This window comes from Aeromonas veronii bv. veronii (assembly GCF_000820225.1).
Taxonomy (GTDB): Bacteria; Pseudomonadota; Gammaproteobacteria; order Enterobacterales; family Aeromonadaceae; genus Aeromonas; species Aeromonas veronii.
In genome coordinates, this window is the sequence record NZ_CDDK01000043.1 from 170,498 (window position 1) to 193,001 (window position 22,504).

The 22,504-nt window shown below is 62.9% G+C and carries 22 protein-coding genes; 9 read left to right on the forward strand and 13 right to left on the reverse strand.

All coding sequences use genetic code 11. The features are described 5' to 3' along the window. Window positions 1-235: 235 nt before the first annotated feature. On the reverse strand, window positions 236-553 hold the full coding sequence (locus tag BN1139_RS19050) for a DUF1496 domain-containing protein (RefSeq protein ID WP_005355227.1): 318 nt from the start codon (window positions 551-553) through the stop codon (window positions 236-238). Window positions 554-775: 222 nt separating this feature from the next. On the opposite strand from BN1139_RS19050, the gene BN1139_RS19055 reads away from it, so the two are divergent. Together BN1139_RS19055 and BN1139_RS19060 are read left to right on the forward strand one after the other, a co-directional pair. Continuing rightward, complete coding sequence (locus BN1139_RS19055; protein ID WP_005355228.1) at window positions 776-2,032, forward strand: hypothetical protein; 1,257 nt, start codon at window positions 776-778, stop codon at window positions 2,030-2,032. A 109-nt stretch (window positions 2,033-2,141) separates the two neighbouring features. Beyond that, entirely contained in the window at window positions 2,142-2,918 is a 777-nt protein-coding gene (locus BN1139_RS19060) for a substrate-binding periplasmic protein (protein ID WP_005355229.1), read from the forward strand. 12 nt (window positions 2,919-2,930) lie between these two features. On the opposite strand, the gene BN1139_RS19065 is transcribed toward BN1139_RS19060, so the two are convergent. Next, a complete protein-coding gene (locus BN1139_RS19065) occupies window positions 2,931-3,779 on the reverse strand; it encodes a helix-turn-helix transcriptional regulator (protein WP_005355230.1) in 849 nt (282 codons plus the stop codon). A 146-nt stretch (window positions 3,780-3,925) separates the two neighbouring features. On the opposite strand from BN1139_RS19065, the gene tyrS reads away from it, so the two are divergent. The 3 genes from tyrS (at window position 3,926) to BN1139_RS19080 (ending at window position 7,017) form a co-directional block, all read left to right on the forward strand. Then, complete coding sequence (tyrS, locus tag BN1139_RS19070) at window positions 3,926-5,191, forward strand: tyrosine--tRNA ligase (RefSeq protein WP_005355231.1); 1,266 nt, start codon at window positions 3,926-3,928, stop codon at window positions 5,189-5,191. A gap of 168 nt (window positions 5,192-5,359) precedes the next feature. After that, complete coding sequence (locus BN1139_RS19075; RefSeq protein ID WP_005355232.1) at window positions 5,360-6,271, forward strand: lipase family alpha/beta hydrolase; 912 nt, start codon at window positions 5,360-5,362, stop codon at window positions 6,269-6,271. Beyond that, the gene (locus BN1139_RS19080; RefSeq protein ID WP_013723387.1) at window positions 6,268-7,017 is read left to right on the forward strand and encodes a lipase secretion chaperone; all 750 of its coding nucleotides are present in this window, start codon (window positions 6,268-6,270) and stop codon (window positions 7,015-7,017) included. The genes BN1139_RS19075 and BN1139_RS19080 overlap by 4 nt, the downstream gene beginning before the upstream one ends. Window positions 7,018-7,053: 36 nt before the next feature. On the opposite strand, the gene BN1139_RS19085 is transcribed toward BN1139_RS19080, so the two are convergent. The 4 genes from BN1139_RS19085 to sgrR form a co-directional block, all read right to left on the reverse strand. Then, on the reverse strand, window positions 7,054-7,755 hold the full coding sequence (locus BN1139_RS19085; protein WP_041980846.1) for a hypothetical protein: 702 nt from the start codon (window positions 7,753-7,755) through the stop codon (window positions 7,054-7,056). 44 nt (window positions 7,756-7,799) lie between these two features. Continuing rightward, window positions 7,800-8,195, reverse strand: a complete 396-nt coding sequence (locus BN1139_RS19090; RefSeq protein WP_005336457.1) for an acyl-CoA thioesterase — start codon at window positions 8,193-8,195, stop codon at window positions 7,800-7,802. 263 nt (window positions 8,196-8,458) lie between these two features. Further along, window positions 8,459-10,636 carry a catalase/peroxidase HPI gene (gene katG / locus BN1139_RS19095; protein WP_041915399.1) on the reverse strand — a complete coding sequence of 726 codons (2,178 nt, stop codon included), beginning with the start codon at window positions 10,634-10,636 and terminating at the stop codon, window positions 8,459-8,461. 145 nt (window positions 10,637-10,781) lie between these two features. Beyond that, the gene (gene sgrR, locus BN1139_RS19100) at window positions 10,782-12,485 is read right to left on the reverse strand and encodes an HTH-type transcriptional regulator SgrR (RefSeq protein ID WP_005355238.1); all 1,704 of its coding nucleotides are present in this window, start codon (window positions 12,483-12,485) and stop codon (window positions 10,782-10,784) included. A 100-nt stretch (window positions 12,486-12,585) separates the two neighbouring features. On the opposite strand from sgrR, the gene BN1139_RS21685 reads away from it, so the two are divergent. The 3 genes from BN1139_RS21685 to BN1139_RS19110 all read left to right on the forward strand — a co-directional run bounded on the left by BN1139_RS21685 (window position 12,586) and on the right by BN1139_RS19110 (window position 14,914). Then, a complete protein-coding gene (locus BN1139_RS21685) occupies window positions 12,586-12,762 on the forward strand; it encodes a hypothetical protein (protein WP_005355239.1) in 177 nt (58 codons plus the stop codon). Between the two features lie 150 nt (window positions 12,763-12,912). Further along, window positions 12,913-14,181, forward strand: a complete 1,269-nt coding sequence (locus BN1139_RS19105) for an O-acetylhomoserine aminocarboxypropyltransferase/cysteine synthase family protein (RefSeq protein ID WP_005355241.1) — start codon at window positions 12,913-12,915, stop codon at window positions 14,179-14,181. A 106-nt stretch (window positions 14,182-14,287) separates the two neighbouring features. After that, the gene (locus BN1139_RS19110) at window positions 14,288-14,914 is read left to right on the forward strand and encodes a glutathione S-transferase family protein (RefSeq protein ID WP_005355243.1); all 627 of its coding nucleotides are present in this window, start codon (window positions 14,288-14,290) and stop codon (window positions 14,912-14,914) included. Window positions 14,915-14,980: 66 nt separating this feature from the next. On the opposite strand, the gene BN1139_RS19115 is transcribed toward BN1139_RS19110, so the two are convergent. Beyond that, window positions 14,981-15,880, reverse strand: coding sequence for a DMT family transporter (locus tag BN1139_RS19115; protein WP_005355244.1), 900 nt, complete (start codon window positions 15,878-15,880; stop codon window positions 14,981-14,983). Between the two features lie 137 nt (window positions 15,881-16,017). Then, the gene (locus BN1139_RS19120; RefSeq protein WP_005355246.1) at window positions 16,018-16,458 is read right to left on the reverse strand and encodes a DUF2214 family protein; all 441 of its coding nucleotides are present in this window, start codon (window positions 16,456-16,458) and stop codon (window positions 16,018-16,020) included. A gap of 83 nt (window positions 16,459-16,541) precedes the next feature. On the opposite strand from BN1139_RS19120, the gene BN1139_RS19125 reads away from it, so the two are divergent. Further along, window positions 16,542-18,176, forward strand: coding sequence for a sensor domain-containing diguanylate cyclase (locus BN1139_RS19125; protein WP_005355247.1), 1,635 nt, complete (start codon window positions 16,542-16,544; stop codon window positions 18,174-18,176). A gap of 117 nt (window positions 18,177-18,293) precedes the next feature. On the opposite strand, the gene BN1139_RS19130 is transcribed toward BN1139_RS19125, so the two are convergent. Genes BN1139_RS19130 through BN1139_RS19150 form a run of 5 tightly spaced genes read right to left on the reverse strand, consistent with a single transcriptional unit; the run spans window position 18,294 to window position 22,502 of the window. Next, window positions 18,294-18,947 (reverse strand): HAD family hydrolase, encoded by a 654-nt coding sequence (locus BN1139_RS19130; protein WP_005355248.1) that lies wholly within the window; start codon window positions 18,945-18,947, stop codon window positions 18,294-18,296. Between the two features lie 39 nt (window positions 18,948-18,986). Next, the gene (locus BN1139_RS19135; protein WP_005355250.1) at window positions 18,987-19,994 is read right to left on the reverse strand and encodes an ABC transporter ATP-binding protein; all 1,008 of its coding nucleotides are present in this window, start codon (window positions 19,992-19,994) and stop codon (window positions 18,987-18,989) included. Between the two features lie 6 nt (window positions 19,995-20,000). Further along, on the reverse strand, window positions 20,001-20,777 hold the full coding sequence (locus BN1139_RS19140; protein WP_005355251.1) for an ABC transporter permease: 777 nt from the start codon (window positions 20,775-20,777) through the stop codon (window positions 20,001-20,003). Next, window positions 20,770-21,669 carry an ABC transporter permease gene (locus BN1139_RS19145; RefSeq protein ID WP_005355252.1) on the reverse strand — a complete coding sequence of 300 codons (900 nt, stop codon included), beginning with the start codon at window positions 21,667-21,669 and terminating at the stop codon, window positions 20,770-20,772. The genes BN1139_RS19140 and BN1139_RS19145 overlap by 8 nt, the downstream gene beginning before the upstream one ends. Beyond that, complete coding sequence (locus BN1139_RS19150) at window positions 21,669-22,502, reverse strand: alkaline phosphatase family protein (RefSeq protein ID WP_005355253.1); 834 nt, start codon at window positions 22,500-22,502, stop codon at window positions 21,669-21,671. The genes BN1139_RS19145 and BN1139_RS19150 overlap by 1 nt, the downstream gene beginning before the upstream one ends. Window positions 22,503-22,504: the final 2 nt, after the last annotated feature.

A 22,504-nucleotide genomic window follows, 5' to 3' on the forward strand; every position in this document is an offset into this window, starting at 1 on the left:
AAATAAAAAAACAGAGCCCAAGGCTCTGTTTTCACTGCTGTATCAATCCCGGACGGAACGCGCTTCGCGCTCTTCCCGCTCCCTTGCCAACAGGCGTTTGTACCACCAGCTACTGCGACGACGTTGTGCATTGGAAGAGCGACGAGCCATTTCTTAGGTTCCAGCCAAGAGAAGAAAGGAGCTGCATTATGCGACAGGGATCACGTCCATGTCTTTAGCTGGATCAAGAAAAGCCTCACTGACCCACGGAAATCGTCTTCTGATCTTTTGCTCCCCGGGTGGCAGGCAACACCACCGCAGGAGAGCGCCAGGCCAGCGCGCCATTGCTCTCGAGGTCGTTCTGCGGGCCGCACTCCAGCCAGATATCTCCCTGCAGAATGCGGGCCCCTTCGGAATATTTCTGATCCGCAAACCAGCAGACCCGCTCGGGCAATGAGCCCAGCGGCAACACCAGCTCGGGGCTGACAGACTCGCCCACCACAGTGGTTTTGGACACGGCCAGAGCGGGGGCGAGCCAGAGGGAGGCCAGCAGGCAGAGCAGTAAATTTTTCATGAGAGGGATCCTGTTGCGATGGGGGCACTCTCGAAGAATCGACCAGCCCCGGGGTTTACTTGACTGACAATCATACTGCCTGCTGGCATTGTGGAACCAATATGGTAGCCTGCCAGCGCCTGCGGGCAGTCTCTCGCTGCCACGCGCAAACTTCCGGTGAATTTGTCACGTCCTGACAAAATATAACCTTATTTATCAAATCGTTATTTGGATATTATCCCAATGCGTATCATGCCGTTGCTTCAGGCGGCCTGCCTGAGCCTGATGTTGTCCGCCTGCGTTGCCCCATTGCTGATGATGAGCCCCACCAGCCAACTGATGTGGGCCCTGCTCAAGCCGCTGGTCGGCTTTGACCCGAACGAGGTCAATCTGTTCGAACAACCCCTGATCAAGGATCGGATGACCGCCATCCTTGGCCCCAATTACGACAGCACCATGCAGTTGCTCAAGACTGCCGACAAGTTACAGCAGGAAGGGCCGCTTTTCTATGTGGTCTCCGAGTATGCGCCGGTGCCGGATATCGCCAAGCAGGCGGGGATGGTGTGGAACTCGCAAACCAACCAGATGTCGGTATTGCTGCAAAAAGGGGATGGCACCACCCTGACCTTCGGCGAAAATCTGGCGGGCACAGCACCGACATGGCCAACCGCCATGCAGGGCTGGCAGACCCCTACCAGCCAGCTCACCCCGGCGACCAATGCCCTGACCGGCGCGGCGACCAGTCAGAGTGGCGCCTCCCCCTTCTCCCTTGGCAGCGCGCTGGGCACAGTGACCCGCGGCGTCACCGGCTCGCTGACCAACAGCGCAAGTCAGGCTATCAGCGGCGCAGCCGCCAACGCCACAGGGCAGGCCGCCAGACAAGCCACCGGACAGGCCACCCAAGCGGTGACCCAGAGCGCGACCGACCTGACTCGCAGTGCGACCACCGCAGTCACTGCGCCAGCCAAACAGGCAGTGAGCAGTGCCGCTGCGACTGCAACGCAAGAAGCGACCAAGGCTGTTGCCACTCCTGCCAAGCAAGCAGTCAGCAGCACAGCTGCGACCGCGACCCAAGAAGCCACCAAGGCCGTTACCGTTCCTGCCAAGCAAGCCGTCAGTAGCGCCGCTGCGGCCGCGACCCAAGAAGCGACCAAGGCCGCTGTCGCTCCTGCCAAACAGGCCGTCAGTAGCGCCGCTGCAGCCGCGACACAAGAAGCTACCAAGGCCGTTGCCGCGCCTGCCAAGCAAGCAGTCAGCAGCGCCGCTGCGACCGCAACGCAAGAAGCCACCAAGGCCGTTACCGCTCCTGCCAAACAAGCAGTCAGCAGCGCCGCTGCAACCGAGACGCAAGAGGCAACCAAGGCCGTTGCCGCTCCAGCCAAACAGGCTGTCAGTGCAGCCTCTCATACGGCCGGAGAGAGTGTCGCCGATGCCGCCAGAGCGGCGGAAGCCAAGGCGCGCGCCAAGGCAGAGGCGGAGATGGAAGCCCTGCTCAAATAAACCGACAGGCCACCGCAAGGTGGCCTGTTTTTTATCCCGCGACCGGATCATGACGTTATGGAAAAGGCCACATAGACTGTTAGGTAACTACCTGCACAAGGAGTGCATCATGCGTCGTCTGCTCCCTGCTCTCGCTTCTCTCGCCCTGTTTATCGCGCTCCCGGCTCCGGCACTTATCTACTATTCGGAGCAGAACATGCCGCTCAATGGCCAGGATAAAAATGGTCAGCCTGTGGGGTTGGCGGTCGAGTTGCTGCGCCTGATGTGGCGCGAAATGGGGGAGCCGGAGCAACCCATCCACTTTCTGCCCTGGGCCCGCGGCTGGTATCTGCTGACCCAGCAGCAAGAGGCCGTGCTCTTTACCACGGCGCACACCAAGGAGCGGGATCCCCACTTCCTCTGGGTCTGCCCCATCAGCCACTCCAGGGTCGCGCTGGTCGGCCGCAAGCAGGATGCCCCCAAAGTTTCCAGCAAAGCGGATCTCGCCAAGCTGCAGATCGGTGTGATGCAGGCGGATGTCGGGGAACAGTTGCTACTCAACCGCGGGATCAGCCCGAGCAATATGATGTCGGTAGAGCGCATGGATCAGGTGGTGCGCCAGCTCATCATGGCACGCACCGATCTGGTGGCGGGCAACGAGGTGATGCTGCGCCATCAGGCCAAGGAGCTGGGTTTCCCCAGCGAGGATTTTGTCACCGTCGCGATTATTGAAGAGCAGGATAACTGCTTCGCCTTCAACCTGAGGGCAAACAAGCAACAGGTTGCCCGCCTGCAACAGGCGCTGGACAAGGTCAAACAGGGGGATGAATACAAGCAGCTGATGAAGCGCTACCAGTTGCTCAGTATCCTGCCCGAAACCACTCCCACCATCCCGCGCATCGAGTAACTCCGGCCCGCCCTATGGCGGGTTCTCTTTATCTCCCGCCGATGACGCCTGTGATGCCTCCACCGGCGCCGTAATGAGGTGGTTCAGAAAGAGATTGAACAGCTCGGCCCGCGAGCCGAGCCGCAGCTTGCCATAGAGATGCTTGCGGTGATTCTTCACCGTGCCACTGCCAATCCCGAGCTCCGCGGCAATCGCCTCCGTATCCAGCCCCTGCAGCAGCAATTCCGCCACCTGCCGCTCGCGCCGGGTAAGCCCATCGCCCCCGACACTCGCCATCGCCAGCTCCACCGCGCTCTTGAGGCTGGCGCTGTCTGGCAGCACAGTGCTCTGGGCCAACAGCGGCTGGCTCTGCCGCCACTGCTGACGACAGAGCGAATGTACCAGCGGGAACAGCTGCTCCAGCCTCGCCAGCTCGTCACGGCTGAGGGTACTGCGCTTGTCGAGTCGCCCCAGAAACAGCATCAGCGTCAGTCCGTCCCGCACCGGCAGGATCAGCCCCACCTCCTCCTGCCAGCCGGTGGCCTGATAGAAGTGGTGGCGATATTCGGGATCGAGCCGCCCTTGGGAGACCTGTGCCAGGGTCCAGACGCCGGCAGGCAAGTCCTGCTCCAGCGCCTGCATAAAGGGATCCTGACTGAAGTGGCTGGTGAGGTAGCGGTCAAACAACAGAGCCCGCTGATGATTGAGGTTGTCGTAGAGGTAGACGGGGCGCTGCCCCACCCCGAGCAGCAGGGCGCAATCAAACGCCACCTGTTGCTGGATCAGCCGCACCAGCGCCGCCGCAAAGGCGCTGCTGTGAAGGGCATCGACCACCTCGGTCATGCTGCGGGTCAAGGCATCTGTGGTGGATGGCTGGGTCATGGTGACACGTTTCCGGTGACGGGGAGCGATTCCCCGCTATGGCTGAATGCTAGCACGAGAGTGGCAAAACTGTCCCTCAGGGGACATATCCGCCACCGGCCAGAACGGCGAGGATGACGGCTTTTCCCCCTGCTGTTGGAGAACCCATGATCAACCCCCACCTGCTCGATGAGCTGACCGAGCGCGGCCTTGTGGCCCAGAATTCCGACACGGCGGCCCTGGCCGATCATCTTGCCACCCCGCGCACCGTCTATTGCGGGTTCGATCCCACCGCCGGCAGCCTGCATATCGGTCATCTGGTGCCGCTCTTGATGCTGCGCCGCTTCCAGCTGGCGGGCCACACCCCGGTGGCACTGGTGGGCGGGGCAACCGGCCTTATCGGCGATCCCAGCTTCAAGGCGACCGAGCGCAGCCTCAACAGTACCGATACCGTGCAGGGTTGGGTCGCCAGCCTGTCTGCCCAAATCAGGGCGCTGCTGCCCGCCGATGAGGGCCTGTCGGCCCCGCAACTGGTCAACAATGGCGACTGGATGGGGCAGATGTCCGCCCTCGATTTTCTGCGGGATATCGGCAAGCACTTCTCGGTCAACGCAATGCTGGCGCGGGAGTCGGTGCGTCAGCGGCTGGCCCGTCCGGATCAGGGCATCTCGTTCACCGAGTTCTCCTACGCTCTGCTGCAATCCTACGACTTTGCGGTGTTGCACCAGCGGCTCGGCTGCACCCTGCAGATTGGCGGCAACGACCAGTGGGGCAATATCACCAGCGGCATGGATCTCACCCGCCGCCTCCATCAGGCGCAGGTACACGGCATGACCCTGCCCCTTATCACCAAGGCAGACGGCACCAAGTTCGGCAAGACCGAAGGGGGCGCGGTCTGGCTCGATCCGGCGCTCACCTCCCCTTACGCCTTCTACCAGTTCTGGCTCGGCACCGCGGATGAGGATGTCTACCGCTTCCTGCGCTACTACAGCTTTATGTCGCTGAGCGAGATTGATGCACTGGAGGCGGAGGACGCGAAGCGGCAGGGGCGCAAGCAGGCCCAGCAGGTGTTGGCGAACGAGCTGACCGAGCTGGTGCACGGCAAGGCGGCGCTGGCGGCGGTGCAGCGCATCAGCGAGCTGCTGTTTAGCGGCGATGTGGCCCGCCTCGGCGAGAGCGATCTGGCCCAGCTGGCGCAGGATGGCATGCCGTGCAGCACCGTCAGCGGCGAGACGGATCTGGTCAGCCTGCTGGTCAGCTGCGGTCTGGCTAACTCCAGGCGCATCGCCCGCGAACTGCTGGCGGCGGGCGCCATCAGCCTCAATGGTGTGCTCAAGCAGGATGATCAGCTGAGCGCCACTGATCGGCTATTTGGTCGCTACCTGCTGCTGCGCCGGGGCAAGAAGCAGTATCACCTGGTGGAGTGGCAATAAGCCGCAGGGCGGGGAGCACAACCTCCCCGCCCACACCCTGAATCCCTTTTGAATCCCGAGTTGCGATCCCCCTCACAGCCTCTCCCGTCAGCAGCCACCATACTGGCACCGGCGAACATGGAGTACGCCACACAATCTGTTCCTCACGATTCAACAAGGATGCTGATGATGAAGAGATGGCTTCTGGTGCTGCTCTGCACCCTGCCCATGCTGGCACACGCCAGCGGATACACCCAGACCCGCTACCCCATAGTGCTGGTGCACGGCCTGTTCGGCTTCGACAAGCTGCTCGGGGTCGATTACTTCTACGGCATTCCCCAGGCCCTGAGCCGGGATGGTGCCAAAGTCTACGTGGCCCAAGTGTCGGCCACCGCCAGTTCGGAACAACGGGGGGAGCAACTGCTCGCCCAGGTTGAGCTGCTGCTGGCAGCCACCGGCGCCGAGAAGGTTAACCTGATCGGCCACTCCCACGGCGGCCCCACCATTCGCTATGTCGCCTCGGTCGCCCCCGAGCTGGTCGCCTCCGCCACCAGCGTCGGCGGGGTCAACTACGGCTCAGAGATTGCCGATCTGGTGCGGGCCAATGCCGCCCCCGGCAGCGCCGCCGAGAAGCTGGCTGCCGCCGCGGCCCACGCCCTCTCCGGCATGATTTCACTGCTCTCGGGCGGGAGCCAGCTGCCGCAAGATCCGGTCGCCGCCCTCGATGCCCTCACCAGCAAGGGGGCCAGCCAGTTCAACCAGCGCTACCCGGAGGGGCTGCCCAGCCGCTATTGCGGCGAGGGGCCGATGCAGGCGACCAACGGCGTCTACTACTTCTCCTGGAGCGGGCGCGGCAACCTGACCAATCTGCTGGATCCGGTGGATCCTGCGCTGGCGCTGACCGGCGCCTTCTTCAAGGAGCCCAATGACGGACTGGTCGGGGTCTGCAGCAGTCACCTCGGCAAGGTGATCGGCACCGACTACCGGATGAACCATCTGGACGAAGTAAACCAGTCCTTCGGTATCCACCATCTGTTCGAGACCGATCCGGTCACCCTCTATCGCCAGCATGCCAACCGTCTCAAGGAGCTGGGACTATGAAGATAGCCACCCTGCTCGTCGTGCCCTGCGCCATCACCCTGCTGCTTGGCGGGGTGTTGCTCTGGCCCACTGCACCGACGGCAGACTCATCCCCCGCTCAAACCAGCCAGCATGCACAGAGCCACCCGCACGATCCCGAGCAGGAGGCCGCCGATGCCCTGCAGGCGCGCTATCGCACCTTTGTCTCTGCCCAGAGCAGCCTGACAGTGCCCACCGAGATCACCCTCGCCAGCCTGCAGATCCTGTTTGACGAGCGGGAGCAGCTGCGCCAGCAGAGCTTTACCCCGGCCGAGCAGGCCCAGCTGTTTGCCGAGGATCGACTGATGGAGCAGCTGACCCTGCGCCGCAGGGCGCTGGCGGAGGCAAGAGACAGCGACAAGTCGCAGCTGGCCAGCGAGCTGGATCTCTGGCTGGCGGAGCAACCGGGCTGGTTTCGCGAGGCGGAGGCCAACAGCCGCCTGCTTGAGGAGTTGCAAGAGCTGGCGCAGATGGACCCGGCCAAACGGGAGGCTCTGCTGCTGGAGACGGGGGGGCCGGAAGCGGTGGATCGGATGCGCCAGCTGGAGCAGAACCGGCAAGGGTTCGAGGAGCAGCTCAGCGGCTTTCTGGCCGAGCTCAGGCAACTGCCGAACGAGGCCCGGGCCGAACAGCAGCAGGAGCTGCTGGCCCGCTGGTTCGAGCCAGGACAGTGGCGCCGGGTCGAGGCGCTCACCCGGCTCAAACTGGGGGAGCCACACACCGAATGAGAAGGGGGCCCGTGATGGGCCCCCTTGCTGCTGCGCTTATTGCGGCTTGTTGGCACCCGGCAGCGGCTGCCAGGTGAGGCGGGTTACCTGAGTGCCCTGCACCTCGCACTTGAGGCTCAGCTCCTGCCACCCCTTATCCTGACGCAGGGAGACCTCCCCTTCGATCCCCTGCTCGCCAATCTTCAGCTTATCCTGCTCGAAGATCACCTTGTCGCCGTGGGCGAGATCCATCAGTTTACCGTTGCAGAGCCAGTGAGCGAGATCCGCCCCCTTCAGCTTGACGCCCCCCTTGGCCACCTTCTGTTCGGCCGCGCTCACCACAAACAGCTTGCTCAGCTCGGCAGCCCGCTTGGTGAGCCACTCCTGACGCTGCTGCATGCTCATCTTGCTGACGAACTCGGCGGGCTGCCCCTTCTCGTCCAACCATTGGGTCAGCTTGCCGCTGTCATCAAAGGCGAACTGGGCGGCGGGCTCTTTGACCCCGAACAGCTTGCCGCCCTTGAAGTAGTAGCGGCTCTCCCCTTCCAGCTTGCCCAGCTCGTTCATGATGGGCACGGCGATGATGACGGGGGCGCCATCGATCCAGGCCTTGATATCGACGCCATCATGGCTGAATTGACGGGTATCGAGGGCGCTCTCGGCCCCCTTCTCCATCAGGGTAAACTGCTCGGCGAGAGAAGCGGCCAGAGAAGGGAGGGAGCAGAATCCCAGGGTCAGCACGATCGCTGTGTTGCGCATTGAGTTGTACATAACACTCCTGTGATGGGCCATCCGGCCCGTGGTTAACTCTCTGTCAGCCAGGCCCGCAGCCCCTCCCGGTGAGCATCGCTCAGGGGCAGGGATTGGCGGGCCCGGTAGTCAAAATGGATCAGGGTCGTTTCGGCGGTGACGGCCAGTTCGCCGCCCTGCCAGGCCTCCTGCCAGACCGTAAAGGAACTGGTGCCGATGCGGCGCACGCCAGTCTTGATGGTGACCGGCTGGCCGTAGAACAGCTCCCGTTTGAACTGCACCGTATAGCCCGCGATGATCAGATGCCAGTTATGCACATCCAGATCCGGGGAGAAGATCCGGAACAGGGGATCCCGCGCCGATTCGAACCAGACCGCCGGCACCGTATTGTTGATATGGCCGAGGGCATCCGTCTCCTGAAAGCGGGGTTGGATCTGCATTTCCAGCATGAGTTGACTCCTTGTCTCTTTGTTTCTGTCCTTGTCCGTTCATGGGACATCAGTGGCCAATGGGTGGCCCCCGGGCATCATCAGTGGATCAGCATGTTACATGATACTGCTGGCCCAAGCACAGGGATGCCAGCGGCCCTGCGATACCGGCCAGCAGGTGTCGCAGCGCGGCAGATTGTGGTGCTCTGCAAAAAGCAGACAGTAAAAAGCCCCGCACACCTTGGCTGTGCGGGGCTGGTTCAGCTAGCTAAACGGCTCGGGGACTAGCCCAACAGATCGAAGCGATCCGCATTCATCACCTTGTTCCAGGCGGTGATGAAGTCACAGACAAACTTCTCTTTGTTGTCATCCTGGGCATAGACCTCGGCATAAGCGCGCAGCACCGAGTTGGAGCCGAACACCAGATCCACCCGGGTGGCCGTCCACTTCAGCGCGCCGCTGCGGCGATCGCGGATCTCGTAGAGATTGCTCGCTTTCGGCAGCCACTGGTAGCCCATGTCGGTCAGGTTGACGAAGAAGTCGTTGCTGAGTACCCCGACCCGATCGGTAAAGACCCCGTGCCCGGTACCGCCGTGGTTGGTACCGAGCACCCGCATCCCGCCGACCAGCGCCGTCATCTCGCAGGCGGTGAGCCCCATCAACTGGGCGCGATCCAGCAGCAGCTCCTCCGCCGTCACCACATAGTCCTGCTTGAGCCAGTTGCGGAAGCCGTCGGCCAGCGGCTCCAGCACCTCGAACGAGGCCACATCGGTCTGGGCCTGAGTGGCGTCCCCCCGGCCCGGCGCAAACGGCACGCTCACCGTCACTCCGGCGGCCTGGGCAGCCTGCTCGATGGCGAGGTTGCCCCCCAGCACGATGAGATCCGCGACGCTGACGCCACACTCGGCCGCCAGCTTGTCATAGACCGCCAGCACCTTCGCCAACTTCGCCGGTTCGTTGCCCGGCCAATCCTTCTGGGGCGCCAGCCGGATGCGGGCGCCGTTGGCACCGCCCCGCTTGTCGGAGCCTCGAAAGGTACGGGCACTGTCCCAGGCGGTACTCACCCGCTCGCTGATGGAGAGGCCGCTGGCGGCAATCCTGGCCTTCACCGCCGCCACATCATAATCGGCACGTCCGGCAGGCACCGGATCCTGCCAGATCAGATCTTCTGTCGGCACATAGGGGCCGACATAGCGGCTCTTCGGCCCCATATCCCTGTGGGTCAGCTTGAACCAGGCGCGGGCGAAGGCGTCGGAGAAGGCCGCCGGATCATCGCGGAAGCGCTCGGCAATCTTGCGATACTCGGGGTCGAATTTGAGCGCCATGTCGGCATCCGTCATCATGGGTTTGCAGCGGATCGACGGATCCTCCACATCCACCGGCATATCCTCTTCGGCGATATTGATCGGTTCCCACTGATGAGCCCCCGCCGGTGATTTTTGCAACCACCAGTCGTACTTGAACAGCAGCTCGAAGTAGCCGTTGTCCCATTGGGTCGGGTGGGTGGTCCAGGCCCCTTCGATGCCGCTGGTCACAGTGTTGCGGCCGATGCCGCGGCTGTGGTGATTGATCCAGCCCAGCCCCTGCTCCTCGAGGCTGGCCCCTTCCGGCTCGGGGCCAAGCTGTTTGGCGTCGCCGTTGCCGTGAGCCTTGCCGACGGTGTGGCCACCGGCGGTCAGTGCCACCGTCTCTTCATCATCCATCGCCATGCGGGCGAAGGTGACTCGCATATCTTGCGCGGTTTTCAGTGGATCTGGCTTGCCATCCACCCCTTCCGGGTTGACGTAGATAAGCCCCATCATCACCGCCGCCAGCGGGTTTTCCAGATCCCGCTCGCCGGAGTAACGACCGCCCGGCTTGCCGCTGGGCGCCAGCCACTCTTTCTCCGAGCCCCAGTAGATATCCTTCTCCGGGTGCCAGATATCCTCGCGGCCAAAGGCGAAGCCGAAGGTCTTGAGCCCCATGGACTCATAAGCCACGGTGCCCGCCAGAATGATCAAATCGGCCCAGCTGATCTTGTTGCCGTACTTCTTCTTGATGGGCCACAGCAGGCGGCGGGCCTTGTCGAGGTTGGCGTTATCCGGCCAGGAGTTGAGGGGGGCAAAGCGCTGGTTGCCGCTGCCACCACCGCCGCGGCCATCGGCGATGCGGTAAGTCCCGGCCGAGTGCCAGGCCATGCGGATCATCAGGCCGCCGTAGTGGCCCCAGTCGGCGGGCCACCACTCCTGACTGTCGGTCATCAGGGCGGTCACATCCTGCTTGAGGGCCGCCATATCGAGCCCCTTCAAGGCTTCCCGATAGTTGAAGCCGGCCCCCAGCGGATTGGTCTTGGTATCGTGTTGGTGAAGAATGTCGAGGTTGAGGCTCTTCGGCCACCACTCCATTCTGGACGTCTCGACGGAGGTGGTTCCCCCGTGCATGACCGGGCATTTTCCTGCGGAACTGTCTGAATTGTTGCTCATCGTTTTCCTCATTTGCTCTGCTGTCCATAACCTGAAACAGCATGGCACAGAGGCGTGACACAAACTGTGCAGCAGCGGCCGATTTACGGATCTTTCACGCAAGCGGCCACGGAGCACTCGTCAGCCGCGACAGAAATTGGACGAACTATGGCGCCTCCGCGAGCTGATGGGGCGGCTCGGGCCGCAGCCAGGCGCTGCGAAAATCGAACCAGCCGAGCGCCGTCATCCGCACCCCGTGCACGCCGACCCGGCTCTCCAGCTCCAGCCAGTGGTGAAACAGCGGCACAAACCAGCTCTGCTGCTGCACAGTTGCCAGCAGGGCGCGGGGGCCAGGCTCCTCACCGCTGGCCCGCCACTGCATCAACCCTTGCCACAACTCATGCTGACTGCTCCACACCTTGCGCAGCAACGGGGTGCCCAGCAACCAGGCGTAGGGGGCAAAGGGGCCGGCATGTTCGAGGTTGAGGGTGCCGAGCCAGAGATCCACGTCTTCATCCTCGCCACTCACCCAGCGACCGTAATCGAGGGTGCGCACCTCGAGCCTGATCCCCTGTTCGGCCAGCAGGCTACTCATGGCGTTGGCGCACTCGTTGAACTCCAGATGCTGGTTGAAGCAGGCAAGCACCAAGGTCGTCGGCAACTGCTCCGGTGTGGGCAAGGGCGCGGGCAGTGCTTCGCGCCAGTGGGGCAGCAGGCCGAGGGCGCTGGTCCAGCCCCGTTGCAACTCGGGGGCGACCCGCCCCATCAGGGCCACCGGATTGAGCAGCTGGCCGAGCCACTGGCGCAGGGCGGGATCCTGCAAGGATCCGGAACGATCGTCCTGCAGCAGGAAGTAGCAGCCCGACTCCAGCTCCGATTCGCCACGCATGGTGCCGAGCTCGGGGCTGTCGCGTCCCAGCTGCAGGTGGGTCTCCAGGCGCTCCGCCAGCTCCGGCAGCATCCAGATATCGATCTCGTCGAGCAGGGCGCGCAGGCCGAAGTAGTCGTCAAACGCCGCAAGGCAAAGATGCAGGGGATCGTTGGCAGCGACCCGGTAAGGACCGGTGCCCACAGGTTGCAGGGCAAAGCCCGCCTCCCCCTTGAGCTCCCGTGGCAAAATGGTCGCCACCGGCTCCGCCAGCAGGTGGGGCAGCCAGGGATCCGGGCTGTCGAGATAGAGATCCAGGGTGCGCGGCCAGGGGCTCTCCAGCCGAGTCAGATGGGAAAACAGCGGCCGATCCCGCAGGGCCAGCAGGCTCTCCATCACATCTTCCACCACCAGCTCGCGGCCGTGGTGAAAGCGCACCGCCGGGCGCAGGTAGAAGCGCCAGTGGCAGGGGCCCAGACACTCCCAGTGGTGGGCCAGATCCCCTTCGATTTCCCCATTTTCCTCATTTCGCCGGGTGAGGCCGTTGAAGATCTGGCGGCTCAGGTGAATTTCGGAGCGGCGCATCGGGCCGGTGGGCAGCAACTGCGGCAACGGCCGGTAGTAGGGCACCCGCAGGATCTGGCGCCCCTCGCGGGTGGCCTGACCGAGCTGTTCGATCAGCAACGGAGTGAGCAGATCGAGGCGATCTTCGGCCAGCCGTACCGCCTGCGCCAGCTGGCCCTGACTGAGCAGATCCCGCAAGCGGCGCCGGGTCAGGCTCTCCTGACTATCGAGCAGGGTGAGTCGGGAGCGCCGCCCCCGCCCCGCTTCTGCCGACCAGCTGAGCCAGCCCTGATCCTGCATCCGCCGCAGCAGCAGGCGAGCGTTGCGCGGGGTGCAGCAGAGCAGATCCGCCACCTCGGCGAGGCTGATCTCCCGCTCGTCGCTGCCAAGCAGCTGGGCGAGTCGTTGAAATTGCTGGTAGAGGCGACCGGTCGGCATAAAAGAGGAAATCCTGTTGCTATAAGTCATCAGTTTTTACTTCCGCATTTTAGCTCAATACTGCTGATGAACGTGAGAACCACCGCACAGGAGCACCATCATGAGCCACGCCAACCCCATCAAACCGAACCGGATCCAGCAGACCTTGCGCCGTTACTTCAAGCGGATCCTGCCGCGCCCGCTGCCACTTATCGAAGATCCCATGCAGCAGCTCAACCGCCTGATGCAGTGGGATATGAACCAGATCGATGACAAGGAGTATCGCCGTCGCCTCTGAGTGCGGGCCATACCAACCACTCGGGACGCGCATCCCCTGCGGGCGACATTGCTTTGCCGGATCTTGCTGTTTACATCGGCCACGGGCCTGATAGATTGGACGTCTATCCATCTATAACTGCCATAAGCAACATCCAACAAGGAGTGTGTGATGAAAGATGCGACCCTGGCCTTGCACCACGGCTTTTCCAACGACCCCACCACCAAAGCGGTCGCCGTGCCCATCTACCAAACGGTGGCCTACGAGTTCGAGAGCGCCCAGCACGGGGCGGATCTGTTCAATCTGGCGGTGCCGGGCAACATCTACACCCGCATCATGAACCCCACCAACGATGTGCTGGAGCAGCGGATGGCCGCGCTGGAAGGGGGGATCGCCGCGCTGGTGGTCTCGGCAGGTTCCGCCGCCATCACCTACGCCATTCAGGCGCTGACCGCCGCCGGTGACAACATTGTCTCCACTCCCCAGCTCTATGGCGGCACCTACACCTTGTTCGCCCACATGCTGCCGAGTTTCGGGGTCGAGGTGCGCTTTGCCAAAGATGACAGCGCCGAGGCCATCGCCGCCCTGATCGATGACAAGACCAAGGCAGTCTACTGCGAGAGCATCGGCAATCCGGCGGGCAACATCGTCGATCTGGCCGCACTGGCCAAGGCCGCCCACGCCCGTGGCGTGCCGCTTATCGTCGACAACACGGTCGCCACCCCGGTGCTCTGCAAGCCCATCGAACATGGCGCCGACATCGTGGTCCACAGCCTCACCAAATATGTCGGCGGCCACGGCAACTCGCTGGGTGGCGTGGTGGTCGACTCGGGCAAGTTCCCCTGGGCGGATCACGCCGAGCGCTTCCCCCAGCTGACCAAACCCGAACCCTCCTACCACGGGGTGGTCTATACCGAGGCCTTTGGCCCGGCCGCCTTTATCGGGCGGGTACGCACAGTGCCCCTGCGCAATACCGGCGCGGCGCTGGCGCCGATGAACGCCTTCCTGCTGCTGCAGGGGCTGGAGACCCTGAGCCTGCGCATGGAGCGCCACGTCGACAACGCTCTGCGGGTTGCCCACCACCTCAAGCATCACCCCAAGGTGGCCTGGGTCAGCTACGCCGGTCTGCCGGGCCACCCGCACTATCTGCTGGCGGAGAAGTACATGGCCGGTCGCCCCTCGGCCATCCTCTCGTTCGGTCTGAAGGATGGCTACGAGGCGGGCGTACGCTTCTACGATGCGCTGAAGATCTTCAAGCGGCTGGTCAACATCGGCGATGCCAAGTCGCTGGCCTGCCACCCGGCCTCCACCACTCATCGCCAGCTGAGCGAGGAGGAGCAGGCCAAGGCTGGCGTCAAACCCGAGATGATCCGGCTGTCGGTCGGGATCGAGGCGATCGAGGACATTCTGGCAGATCTGGATCAGGCGCTGGAGGCCTGAGTCAGTCAACGAGGGAGCGGGCATCAGCCCGCTCTTTTTTAGCCATCGGTGAACCGCCCCCCTCGCCTGCTCGTATACCCCACCCTGCCACCGAATCGAGGTCGTTATGATAGTCCTGCACCACCTGAACAAATCACGCTCCCAGCGCATCATCTGGCTGCTCGAAGAGCTGGGCCAACCCTATGAGATCAAGGCGTATCAGCGCGATGCCGCGACCTTTCTGGCGCCGCCCGAGCTAAAAGCCATCCACCCTCTCGGCAAGTCGCCGGTCATCGAGTTCGACGGCCGGGTGCTGGCGGAATCGGGCGCCATCACCGAGTACCTGATCGCCCGCCATGCCCCGGATCAGCTGGCACCGGCACCAGATAGCCCCGACTATCCCGAATATCTGCAGTGGCTCCACTTTGCCGAGAGCTCCGGCATTCTGCCGCTGCTGCTCGACATGTTCGTGCGCAAGGATGGCAGCCCGATGCGCTTCCTGCCGGACTACGCCAAGGCGGAGTGTGCCAAGGTGCTGGGCTACCTCAATGAGGTACTGGCGAATCGCCACTATCTGGTGGGGGCTCGCCTCTCCGGCGCCGACATCATGAACTCCTTCCTGGTGGATCTGCTGGCGCAAAGCGGCCAGCTGGCCCACTTCCCGCATCTGCAAGCCTATTGGGAACGCCTCAATACCCATCCGGCCCGTCAGAAGGCGGTAGAGCTGGAGCGCGAGCTGGATCAGCGCCCCTGATCCGAGTCGCCATCATGCAAAACGCCCCGACAGTCGGGGCGTTTTTGTTATGCAGCGGGCTGCGGTTTACTTGGTCGCGGGCACCTTGTCCCGGCGCGACTTCCACCACCAGCGCAGCCGGATTTGAGAGATAAGCATCCCCGCCAGCATCAGGGCACAACCGGCAATGGCGCGCTCATCCAGCGTCTCACCCAGCAGCAATACGCCACCCACGGCGGCAAAGACGGTCTCCAGACTGAGGATGATGGCGGCATGGGCAGGATGGGCGCCCCGCTGCCCCACCACCTGCAGGGTATAACCCACCCCGACCGATACCAGTCCGGCATAGAGCAGCGCCTGCCAGCCAGCTACTGCACCAGCCACAGTCGGGGTTTCGATAACAAAAGCAGTGGCGAGGCTGAGCAGGCCGCAGACTACGAACTGCACCCCGGCGAGCTTGATGGGAGCAACCCGGTTGGAGTAGTGATCCACCAGCAGCAGATGCACAGCCCAGAACAGGGCACCAACTACCTGCAACAGATCGCCAAAGCCGATGGTGAACTCGTCGGTGACGCTCAACACATAGAGGCCCGTCAGAGCAATCAGGGCACCAATCCAGGTATTGAGCCCGCTCTTGTGGCGCAGCAGTAGCCCCAGTACCGGCACCAGAATGATGTAGAGCCCGGTGATAAAGCCCGCCTTGGCGGCAGTGGTATAGAGCAGCCCAACCTGCTGCAGGGAGGCGGCACAGAACAGCACCAGCCCGGCCAGCACACCACCGATCAGCAGCTGGCTATGGTCGCCCGCGACGGCAACAGGTTGTCGGGATTTGAGCCACCAGAGCAGCGGCAGCAGGGAGAGGGCGCCGAGCAGAAAGCGCAGGCCATTGAAGGTATAGGGCCCCATGTGATCCATCCCGAGGCGCTGGGCAACAAAGCCCATACCCCAGATGGTGGCAGCCATCAGCAACATCAGATTGGAGCGCATGGCGATTCTTCCTTAAATCGGCGCGTGAAGGGTTATCCGATCCAAGATACCCGCCTCCCTATCCTCTTGTCTCCACTCTTTGTCTTCGCTCTTGCTCTCAACGCTCTGCCTTGCACTGCTTTTGAGCACCGCGAGTGTTACAGCAGCGAGGGCTTGGTGAACACGGCCAACAGGGCAATCAGTAGCAGATTACCCCGCAGGATCCACACCACCCGGAAGTGCTGCTGGATGGAGATCATCGGCGCCTTGCCCAGACGCAGGGCACGACGCCAGCGATAGAAGAGGCGGCTGGGATAAACGAGGGAGCCGACAATCAGCAGAAACAGCCCCATCTTGAGGCCGTGGGCAGGATGGGCAAAGATCTCTGCCACCGAGCTGGCATGCTCGAGGGCCAGTAGACACCCGGTGGCAAAGATGGAGAAGAGCGCCAGCGCCGCCACCCCATCTGCCAGCAGCAGGCGGCGCACTCGCAGCATGTTCAGGCCGCGCCTAAAGATCAGATACTCGACACAGAGGGCAAGGATTAGCACCGCTATGCTGCCATAATGAATCATTGAGAGCAGAGTGTGGTTCAGCATCGGAAACATCTCATTTTCTGCCTTTAGACGAGCCGCACAGCATCATATATGCTGGTGTCACCCGAGACGAAAAGGATCTGTTCATGTCCCCCGCCAAGCCCAAGAACACTTGGTCTTTGATCACCCGCATGCGGCTGGGCCTCCTCTTGCTCTTTATCCCTGTGTTGCTGCTCGGCAGCATCTACTACCTGCATATGGAGCGCACCCTGCGCCACGAGCAGCAACAATATCTGATTGCTCGTAACACCCAGTATTTCCATACCCTGATCGAACCCTATCTGGCGACCCTCAAACGCCAGTTTACGCTCATTTATCAGCAGGTAAATTATCAGGATTTCAGCGGCCCGGAGATCCTTAACGGCGAGCGCTACCTGCAACAGTGGCAGGCCTATCACAAGGTGATGGAGCTCGATTACGTCTACGTGGGCACCGAGCATCGCAAGATGCTGATCCACCCCTCCTGGCAGGCCGACGAGAAGTTCGATCCCAGAACCCGCCCCTGGTATCTGCTGGCCGCCAGCCATCCCGGACAGATTGTCTGGACCGATCCTTATTACGACTACACCTTGGGCACCCTCACCATGGCGCTGGCCAGGGTGATTGAAGATCCTGACGGCAAGCGGGTTGGCGTACTCTCGCTGGATACCCAGCTCACCCCCCTCGCCAGCTGGCTAAACAGTCGGCATGATCAGAGTCACCATCTGGGCAATGGCTATCAGATCCTGCTCAACCATGACGGGCTGGTGCTGGCCCATCCGGATCGCGAACGGGTATTCAAACCCCTCGCTCACCCCGACTGGCTGGCCCGGATGCAACAACCGCAGGGCTTTTTCCTCGATGATGCCAGCGGCCTGATGGTCTCCTACTACCGCATCCCCGAGCAGCGCTGGATCCTGCTCAGCGTCGAGCCGACTGCCAGCATGCAGCAGGTGATCGACAGCGTCTCCATCAACGTGCAGCTGATGATTGCCGTCGCCTGCATTCTCTATCTGCTGCTGGCCCTGCTCTGGTCCCGCTACTTCCGCCGCATGCTGGGGGAGATCACCCTGCTGATCCGCGCCAGCCGCTCCGGCGGTATCGCCTACAACGGCCGCCGCATGCTGGAGCTGGCCAAGGTCTATGAAGAGATGGATGCCGCCAGCCAGGACTTTGCCCAGATCCGCCTGCAAGCCCATCAGGACAAACTCACCGGGCTCTACAATCGTCGCTTCTTCGACGAGTGCCTGCAGAAGCAGCTCAACAGTGGCGCCCCCTTCGGGGTGGTGATGTTCGATCTGGATGATTTCAAGCGAGTCAACGATACCCATGGCCATCAGGCAGGGGATGTGGTGCTCAAGCGTGTGAGCAAGCTGGGCATGAATCTGTTCCACGAGTGGGGCTGGTTCTGCCGCTATGGCGGCGAGGAGCTGGTGCTGATCTTCCGTTACGGCGAAGAGCAGCCGATGCTCCCCTCCCTGCTGGAAGCGTTCCGGCTCGGGGTGGAGCAGCTGGAGTGGCGCGAACCCGATCTCACCATCACCATCAGCGGTGGGGTGGCCTTCAGCCGCTCCGGGCTCTCGGCCAAAGAGCTGGTGGAGCTGGCCGACAAGGGGGTCTATCAGGCCAAGCGGGAGGGGAAAAACCGAATCTGCTTCCCGCTGCGCCACACCCCTCACCAGAGTGCCGAGGAGGATATTCCCGCCTTTGGCGAGCCCCGGCAACAAACCAACGAAGGGTAGCTCCAGCGGCCAGCCTCAACCACAACGCCGTCAGCAAAAACAAAAAGAGAGAGGCTCCAGCCTCTCTCTTTGTTTTTCGTGCTTCTTGCCGCACGTTAAGCCTGTGTGGCGCGCGGCTCAGCGCTGCCACTCCAGCATGGGCCAGCCCAGCTCCTCGGCTTGCTGACGCAGCGCGGGGGCCGGATTGACCGCATGGGGATGGCTCACCGCCCGCAGCATGGGCAGATCGTTGTGAGAGTCGCTATAACCAAAGCTCCCCTGCCAGAGGTGGTCCCTGCCGGTAAACAGCTGGTTGATGCGGGCCACCTTGCCTTCGCGAAAACTTAGAGTGCCGCGGGTCTGGCCGGTCAGCATCCCCTCCTCCTCATCGAGCAAAATGGCGACGCAGTGATCCATCCCCAGCATCTTCGCCATGGGGGCGACCAGATGCTCGCCGGAGGCGGAGATGAGCACCAGATCGTCGCCCCGCTCCCGATGCCATTCGATACGCGCCAACCCCTCGGGGTAGAGGCGCTCGCGCAGCACCTGCTCGGCAAAGCGGGTAGAGAGCGAGTCGAGCCACTGGCGCGTCTTGCCCGCCAGCGGTTGCAGGGTGAAGGCCATGTACTGGTGCATATCCATCTTGCCCTGATGGTAGAGGGACATCATGGCCTGCTCCTCCGCGATCATGCTGGCGGGCGCCAGCTCCTCGGCCACCATGTACTCCAGCCAGAGGCTGGCGGAATCCCCGGCTATCAGGGTCTCGTCCAGATCAAACAGTGCCAGTGCCATCGGCGCTCCTCGCAGTGAAAATGGAAATGAAATGCGGTGTCATGCTACCTCACAGAGTTGATCCCGGGCCACCGCCAGGGTCACGGCACTGCCGGTGGCCAGCAGATCGCTGGCCGAGCGGTTGAGGCAATCCACCGTCAACAGCCCCGCCTCGCACTGCACCTGATAGCGGATCACGTTGCCGAGCAGCTGTTGCTGACGAACGATGCCGGGCAGGCTGGGTTCGCTGCTGGTCGCCCCGGCGGGCAGCAGGGTGATGGACTCTGGCCGCAGCGCCAGCTTGCCCTGAAAACGGGGGCCAAACAGCGACTTGCCCTGCTCTGCGCCAAGCAGGTTGTAGTTGCCGATAAAGCTCGCCACAAACTCGCTGGCGGGACGGGTATAGATCTCCTCCGGCGTGCCGCTCTGGACGATGGATCCCTTGTTCATCAGGAAGATCCGATCCGACATGGTGAGCGCCTCCTCCTGATCGTGAGTCACGAAGATGGTGGTGAGCTCAAGGCGCTGCTGGATCTCGCGGATCTGCTGGCGCAGGCTGCGGCGGATACGGGCATCCAGCGCCGAGAGCGGCTCGTCCAGCAGCAGGATCCGCGGCTGCACCACCAAAGCCCGGGCCAGTGCCACCCGCTGGCGCTGGCCGCCGGAGAGCTCGGCCGGATAGCGGCGCTCGAAACCGGTCAGCTCCACCAGCGCCAATGCCTCCTGCACGCTGGCCGCCAGCTCCCGCCCCGGCTGGGGTTTCATCTTGAGACCGAAGGCGACGTTGTCCCACACCGTCATGTTGGGGAACAGCGCATAGCTCTGGAACACCATGCCGATGCCCCGCTTCTGGGGCGCCTGCCAGGTGATCTCCTCACCGGCCACCCGCACCTGACCGCCATCCACCGGAGTGAGCCCGGCCAGCGCCCTCAGCAGGGTGGACTTGCCGCAGCCGGAGGGGCCGAGCAGGGTCACCAGCTCCCCCTTGCGGATGCCGAATTCGATCCCCTCGAACACCGGCGTATCGCCGTAGGATTTGTGCAGTTGATTCACTTCTAAATGAAACATCTTGGATCACCGATGAAATCTGTTGGCCGCCCAGGTGAGCAGCAGGGTCAGCAGGAAGTAGCTCATCACCAGCGCACTGGTGAAGTGGCCAGAAGTGGCGCGCATGTTGTAGAGGTAGACCTGCAGGGTCTCGTAACGGGTGCCCACCAGCATGTTGGCAAACACGAACTCGCCGAGCAGGAAGGAGAGAGAGAGAAACAGCGCCGCCAGCAATCCCTTGCGCAGACAGGGGATCACCACCAGCAGGAAGGCGCGCCGACTACTTGCCCCCAGCAGATGGGCAGCATCCATCAAATCCCTGAGCGGTACCCCTTGCAGGCTGTTGGCCAGCGCCCGGTACATAAAGGGGAGCACCACGGTGAACCAGGTGCCGATCAGGATCCACGGCGTGCCGATAATGGGCAGGACACCATCGGCGTAGATCTGCAGCAGCCCCACTGACGAGACCACAGGTGGCACCGCGAAGGGGAGCAGGATCAGCAGGTTCATCCAGGGATCCAGCTTTGGGAAGTAGTAGGCCACCACCAGCACGGTCGGCACCAGCACCAGGGTGCCCAGCAGCAGGGTGGCGAAGCAGACCAGCAGGCTGCGGCCAAACGCCGCCAGAAAGCGCGGGTCGCCCCACAGCTTGAGATACCAGTCGAGGGTAAAACCGTCCGGCAGCAGGGTCGCCCCCCAGCGGGTGGAGATGGAGTAGAGAAAGGTAGCCAGCAGCGGCAGCAGCAGGGTGGCGACCAGCCCACCCAGCACCCACTTGGGCCAGCGCGGCGTCAAATCATGCATGGGATTGCCCCTTGTTCACATAGCTCTTTTTCAGCAGCCACTGGTTGGCGGCCGTCACCACCCCCAGCAGCACCATCAGGATCACTGCCAGCGCCGCCGCCATATTGGGTTCGAGGAAGATGTCGCCGGAGACCAGACTGGCCACCCGGATGGTCACCAGATTGAAGTTGCCGGTGGTGAGGGCGTAGGCGGAGGCATAGGCCCCCACCGCGTTGGCAAACAGGATGATCAGGGTGCCGAGCAGCGCAGGCGTCAGCACCGGCAGTGCCACGTGCCACACATACTGCCCCTTGCTCGCGCCGAGCAGCGCGGCCGCCTGCGGCCACTCATCCTGCAGCGCGTCAAACGCCGGGTAGAGCAACAGCAGGGCGAGCGGGATCTGGAAGTAGGTGTAGATGAGGATAAGGCCCGACCCCGAGTAGAGGTTGAAGCCGTCGATCAATCCCCAGGATTTCAGCAGCAGGGTCACCGCACCGTTGATGCCGAGAATGATGATGAAGGCGAATGCCAGCGGCACACCGCTGAAGTTGCCGGTCATGGTGACGAAGGCCAGCAGCAGCCGCTTGACCCGCTCACCGCTGTGGCGCAGCGCCGCCGCCCCGAGGGTACCGATGGCAAGCCCCGCCAGACTGGCGATACCGGCGATGCGCAATGAGTTGCCGAACGATTGCAGGTAGAAGGGGGAGCTCAAAATCTCCCGGTAGTAGTCGAGGCCCCAGCCATCGGGGGTCTGAAAGCTGCCCACCAGCACCCACACCATGGGGGCGAGCTGGAACAGGATCATCAAGAGGATAAACGGCAGCAGCACCAGCGCGGGCAGCCAGTGGCGGCGCACCTTGTGCTTGGTGACCACGGGTTGATCCACGAGGATCTCGGTGGTGGCAGGCATCATCAGTGCACCTCGCGCATAAAGGCGGCCTTGAGCAGCGGTGGCGCTGCCGGCTTGTCGTGGGGAATGCCCAACAGATCGGCCATCAGGGCGCAGAGCTGGGTCTGGGCGATCACTACCCCATCCGGCCAGCGCTCGATAAAGGCATCGCCAAACAGCCAGAGTGGCACGGTGCGCTCTTCCGGCAGGGTGCCGCCGTGGCTCAGGTCGTTGTTCATGCCATGATCCGAGGTGATCACCACCTGATACCCCTCCGCCAGCCACTGGGGCAGCAGATCGGCCAGCAGGCTATCCATCCGGCGCGCCTGATTGCGGTACTGGCGGGAATCGAGGCCAAACTTGTGGCCAGCATCGTCCACCCCCATCGGGTGGATCAGCAGATAATCGGGGTCATATTGGGTTCTGAGCCATTCCCCATCCATCAGTAGATGACTGTCGGGGTAGTGGTCATCCCAGTAGAAGCAGCCGTGCTGGATCGGCAACTGCTCGTCATGAGTAAAGCGATCACGGGCAGCCAGCCAGGGGCTGCGGTTGTAGAGTTCGCTCACCCAATAGTAGGCCGCCGCTGCGGTGCGTTTGCCCGCGGCGCGGGCCAGATGGAAGATGGAGTCATGCAGACTGAGGCGACTCACCCCGTTGTGGGTGATGCCGCTCACCACCGGCGGCACGCCGGTCAGGATGCACTCGTAGAGAGGCCGGGAGAGAGACGGCAGGGCAGCATTCAGGGTCGTATGCAGGCCCCGCCCCGCCTCCACCATGCCACCGAGGTAGCCCATGGTGTGGGCTACCTCGGCTGCCAGACCATCCACAAGTACCACTATCACCTTGTGTTGCACTG

Coding starts and splice junctions, on each gene's coding strand:
- BN1139_RS19050 (WP_005355227.1), bottom strand. CDS start 553: ATGAAAAATTTACTGCTCTGCCTGCTGGCCTCCCTCTGGCTCGCCCCC.
- BN1139_RS19055 (WP_005355228.1), top strand. CDS start 776: ATGCGTATCATGCCGTTGCTTCAGGCGGCCTGCCTGAGCCTGATGTTG.
- BN1139_RS19060 (WP_005355229.1), top strand. CDS start 2,142: ATGCGTCGTCTGCTCCCTGCTCTCGCTTCTCTCGCCCTGTTTATCGCG.
- BN1139_RS19065 (WP_005355230.1), bottom strand. CDS start 3,779: ATGACCCAGCCATCCACCACAGATGCCTTGACCCGCAGCATGACCGAG.
- tyrS (WP_005355231.1), top strand. CDS start 3,926: ATGATCAACCCCCACCTGCTCGATGAGCTGACCGAGCGCGGCCTTGTG.
- BN1139_RS19075 (WP_005355232.1), top strand. CDS start 5,360: ATGAAGAGATGGCTTCTGGTGCTGCTCTGCACCCTGCCCATGCTGGCA.
- BN1139_RS19080 (WP_013723387.1), top strand. CDS start 6,268: ATGAAGATAGCCACCCTGCTCGTCGTGCCCTGCGCCATCACCCTGCTG.
- BN1139_RS19085 (WP_041980846.1), bottom strand. CDS start 7,755: ATGCGCAACACAGCGATCGTGCTGACCCTGGGATTCTGCTCCCTCCCT.
- BN1139_RS19090 (WP_005336457.1), bottom strand. CDS start 8,195: ATGCTGGAAATGCAGATCCAACCCCGCTTTCAGGAGACGGATGCCCTC.
- katG (WP_041915399.1), bottom strand. CDS start 10,636: ATGAGCAACAATTCAGACAGTTCCGCAGGAAAATGCCCGGTCATGCAC.
- sgrR (WP_005355238.1), bottom strand. CDS start 12,485: ATGCCGACCGGTCGCCTCTACCAGCAATTTCAACGACTCGCCCAGCTG.
- BN1139_RS21685 (WP_005355239.1), top strand. CDS start 12,586: ATGAGCCACGCCAACCCCATCAAACCGAACCGGATCCAGCAGACCTTG.
- BN1139_RS19105 (WP_005355241.1), top strand. CDS start 12,913: ATGAAAGATGCGACCCTGGCCTTGCACCACGGCTTTTCCAACGACCCC.
- BN1139_RS19110 (WP_005355243.1), top strand. CDS start 14,288: ATGATAGTCCTGCACCACCTGAACAAATCACGCTCCCAGCGCATCATC.
- BN1139_RS19115 (WP_005355244.1), bottom strand. CDS start 15,880: ATGCGCTCCAATCTGATGTTGCTGATGGCTGCCACCATCTGGGGTATG.
- BN1139_RS19120 (WP_005355246.1), bottom strand. CDS start 16,458: ATGCTGAACCACACTCTGCTCTCAATGATTCATTATGGCAGCATAGCG.
- BN1139_RS19125 (WP_005355247.1), top strand. CDS start 16,542: ATGTCCCCCGCCAAGCCCAAGAACACTTGGTCTTTGATCACCCGCATG.
- BN1139_RS19130 (WP_005355248.1), bottom strand. CDS start 18,947: ATGGCACTGGCACTGTTTGATCTGGACGAGACCCTGATAGCCGGGGAT.
- BN1139_RS19135 (WP_005355250.1), bottom strand. CDS start 19,994: ATGTTTCATTTAGAAGTGAATCAACTGCACAAATCCTACGGCGATACG.
- BN1139_RS19140 (WP_005355251.1), bottom strand. CDS start 20,777: ATGCATGATTTGACGCCGCGCTGGCCCAAGTGGGTGCTGGGTGGGCTG.
- BN1139_RS19145 (WP_005355252.1), bottom strand. CDS start 21,669: ATGATGCCTGCCACCACCGAGATCCTCGTGGATCAACCCGTGGTCACC.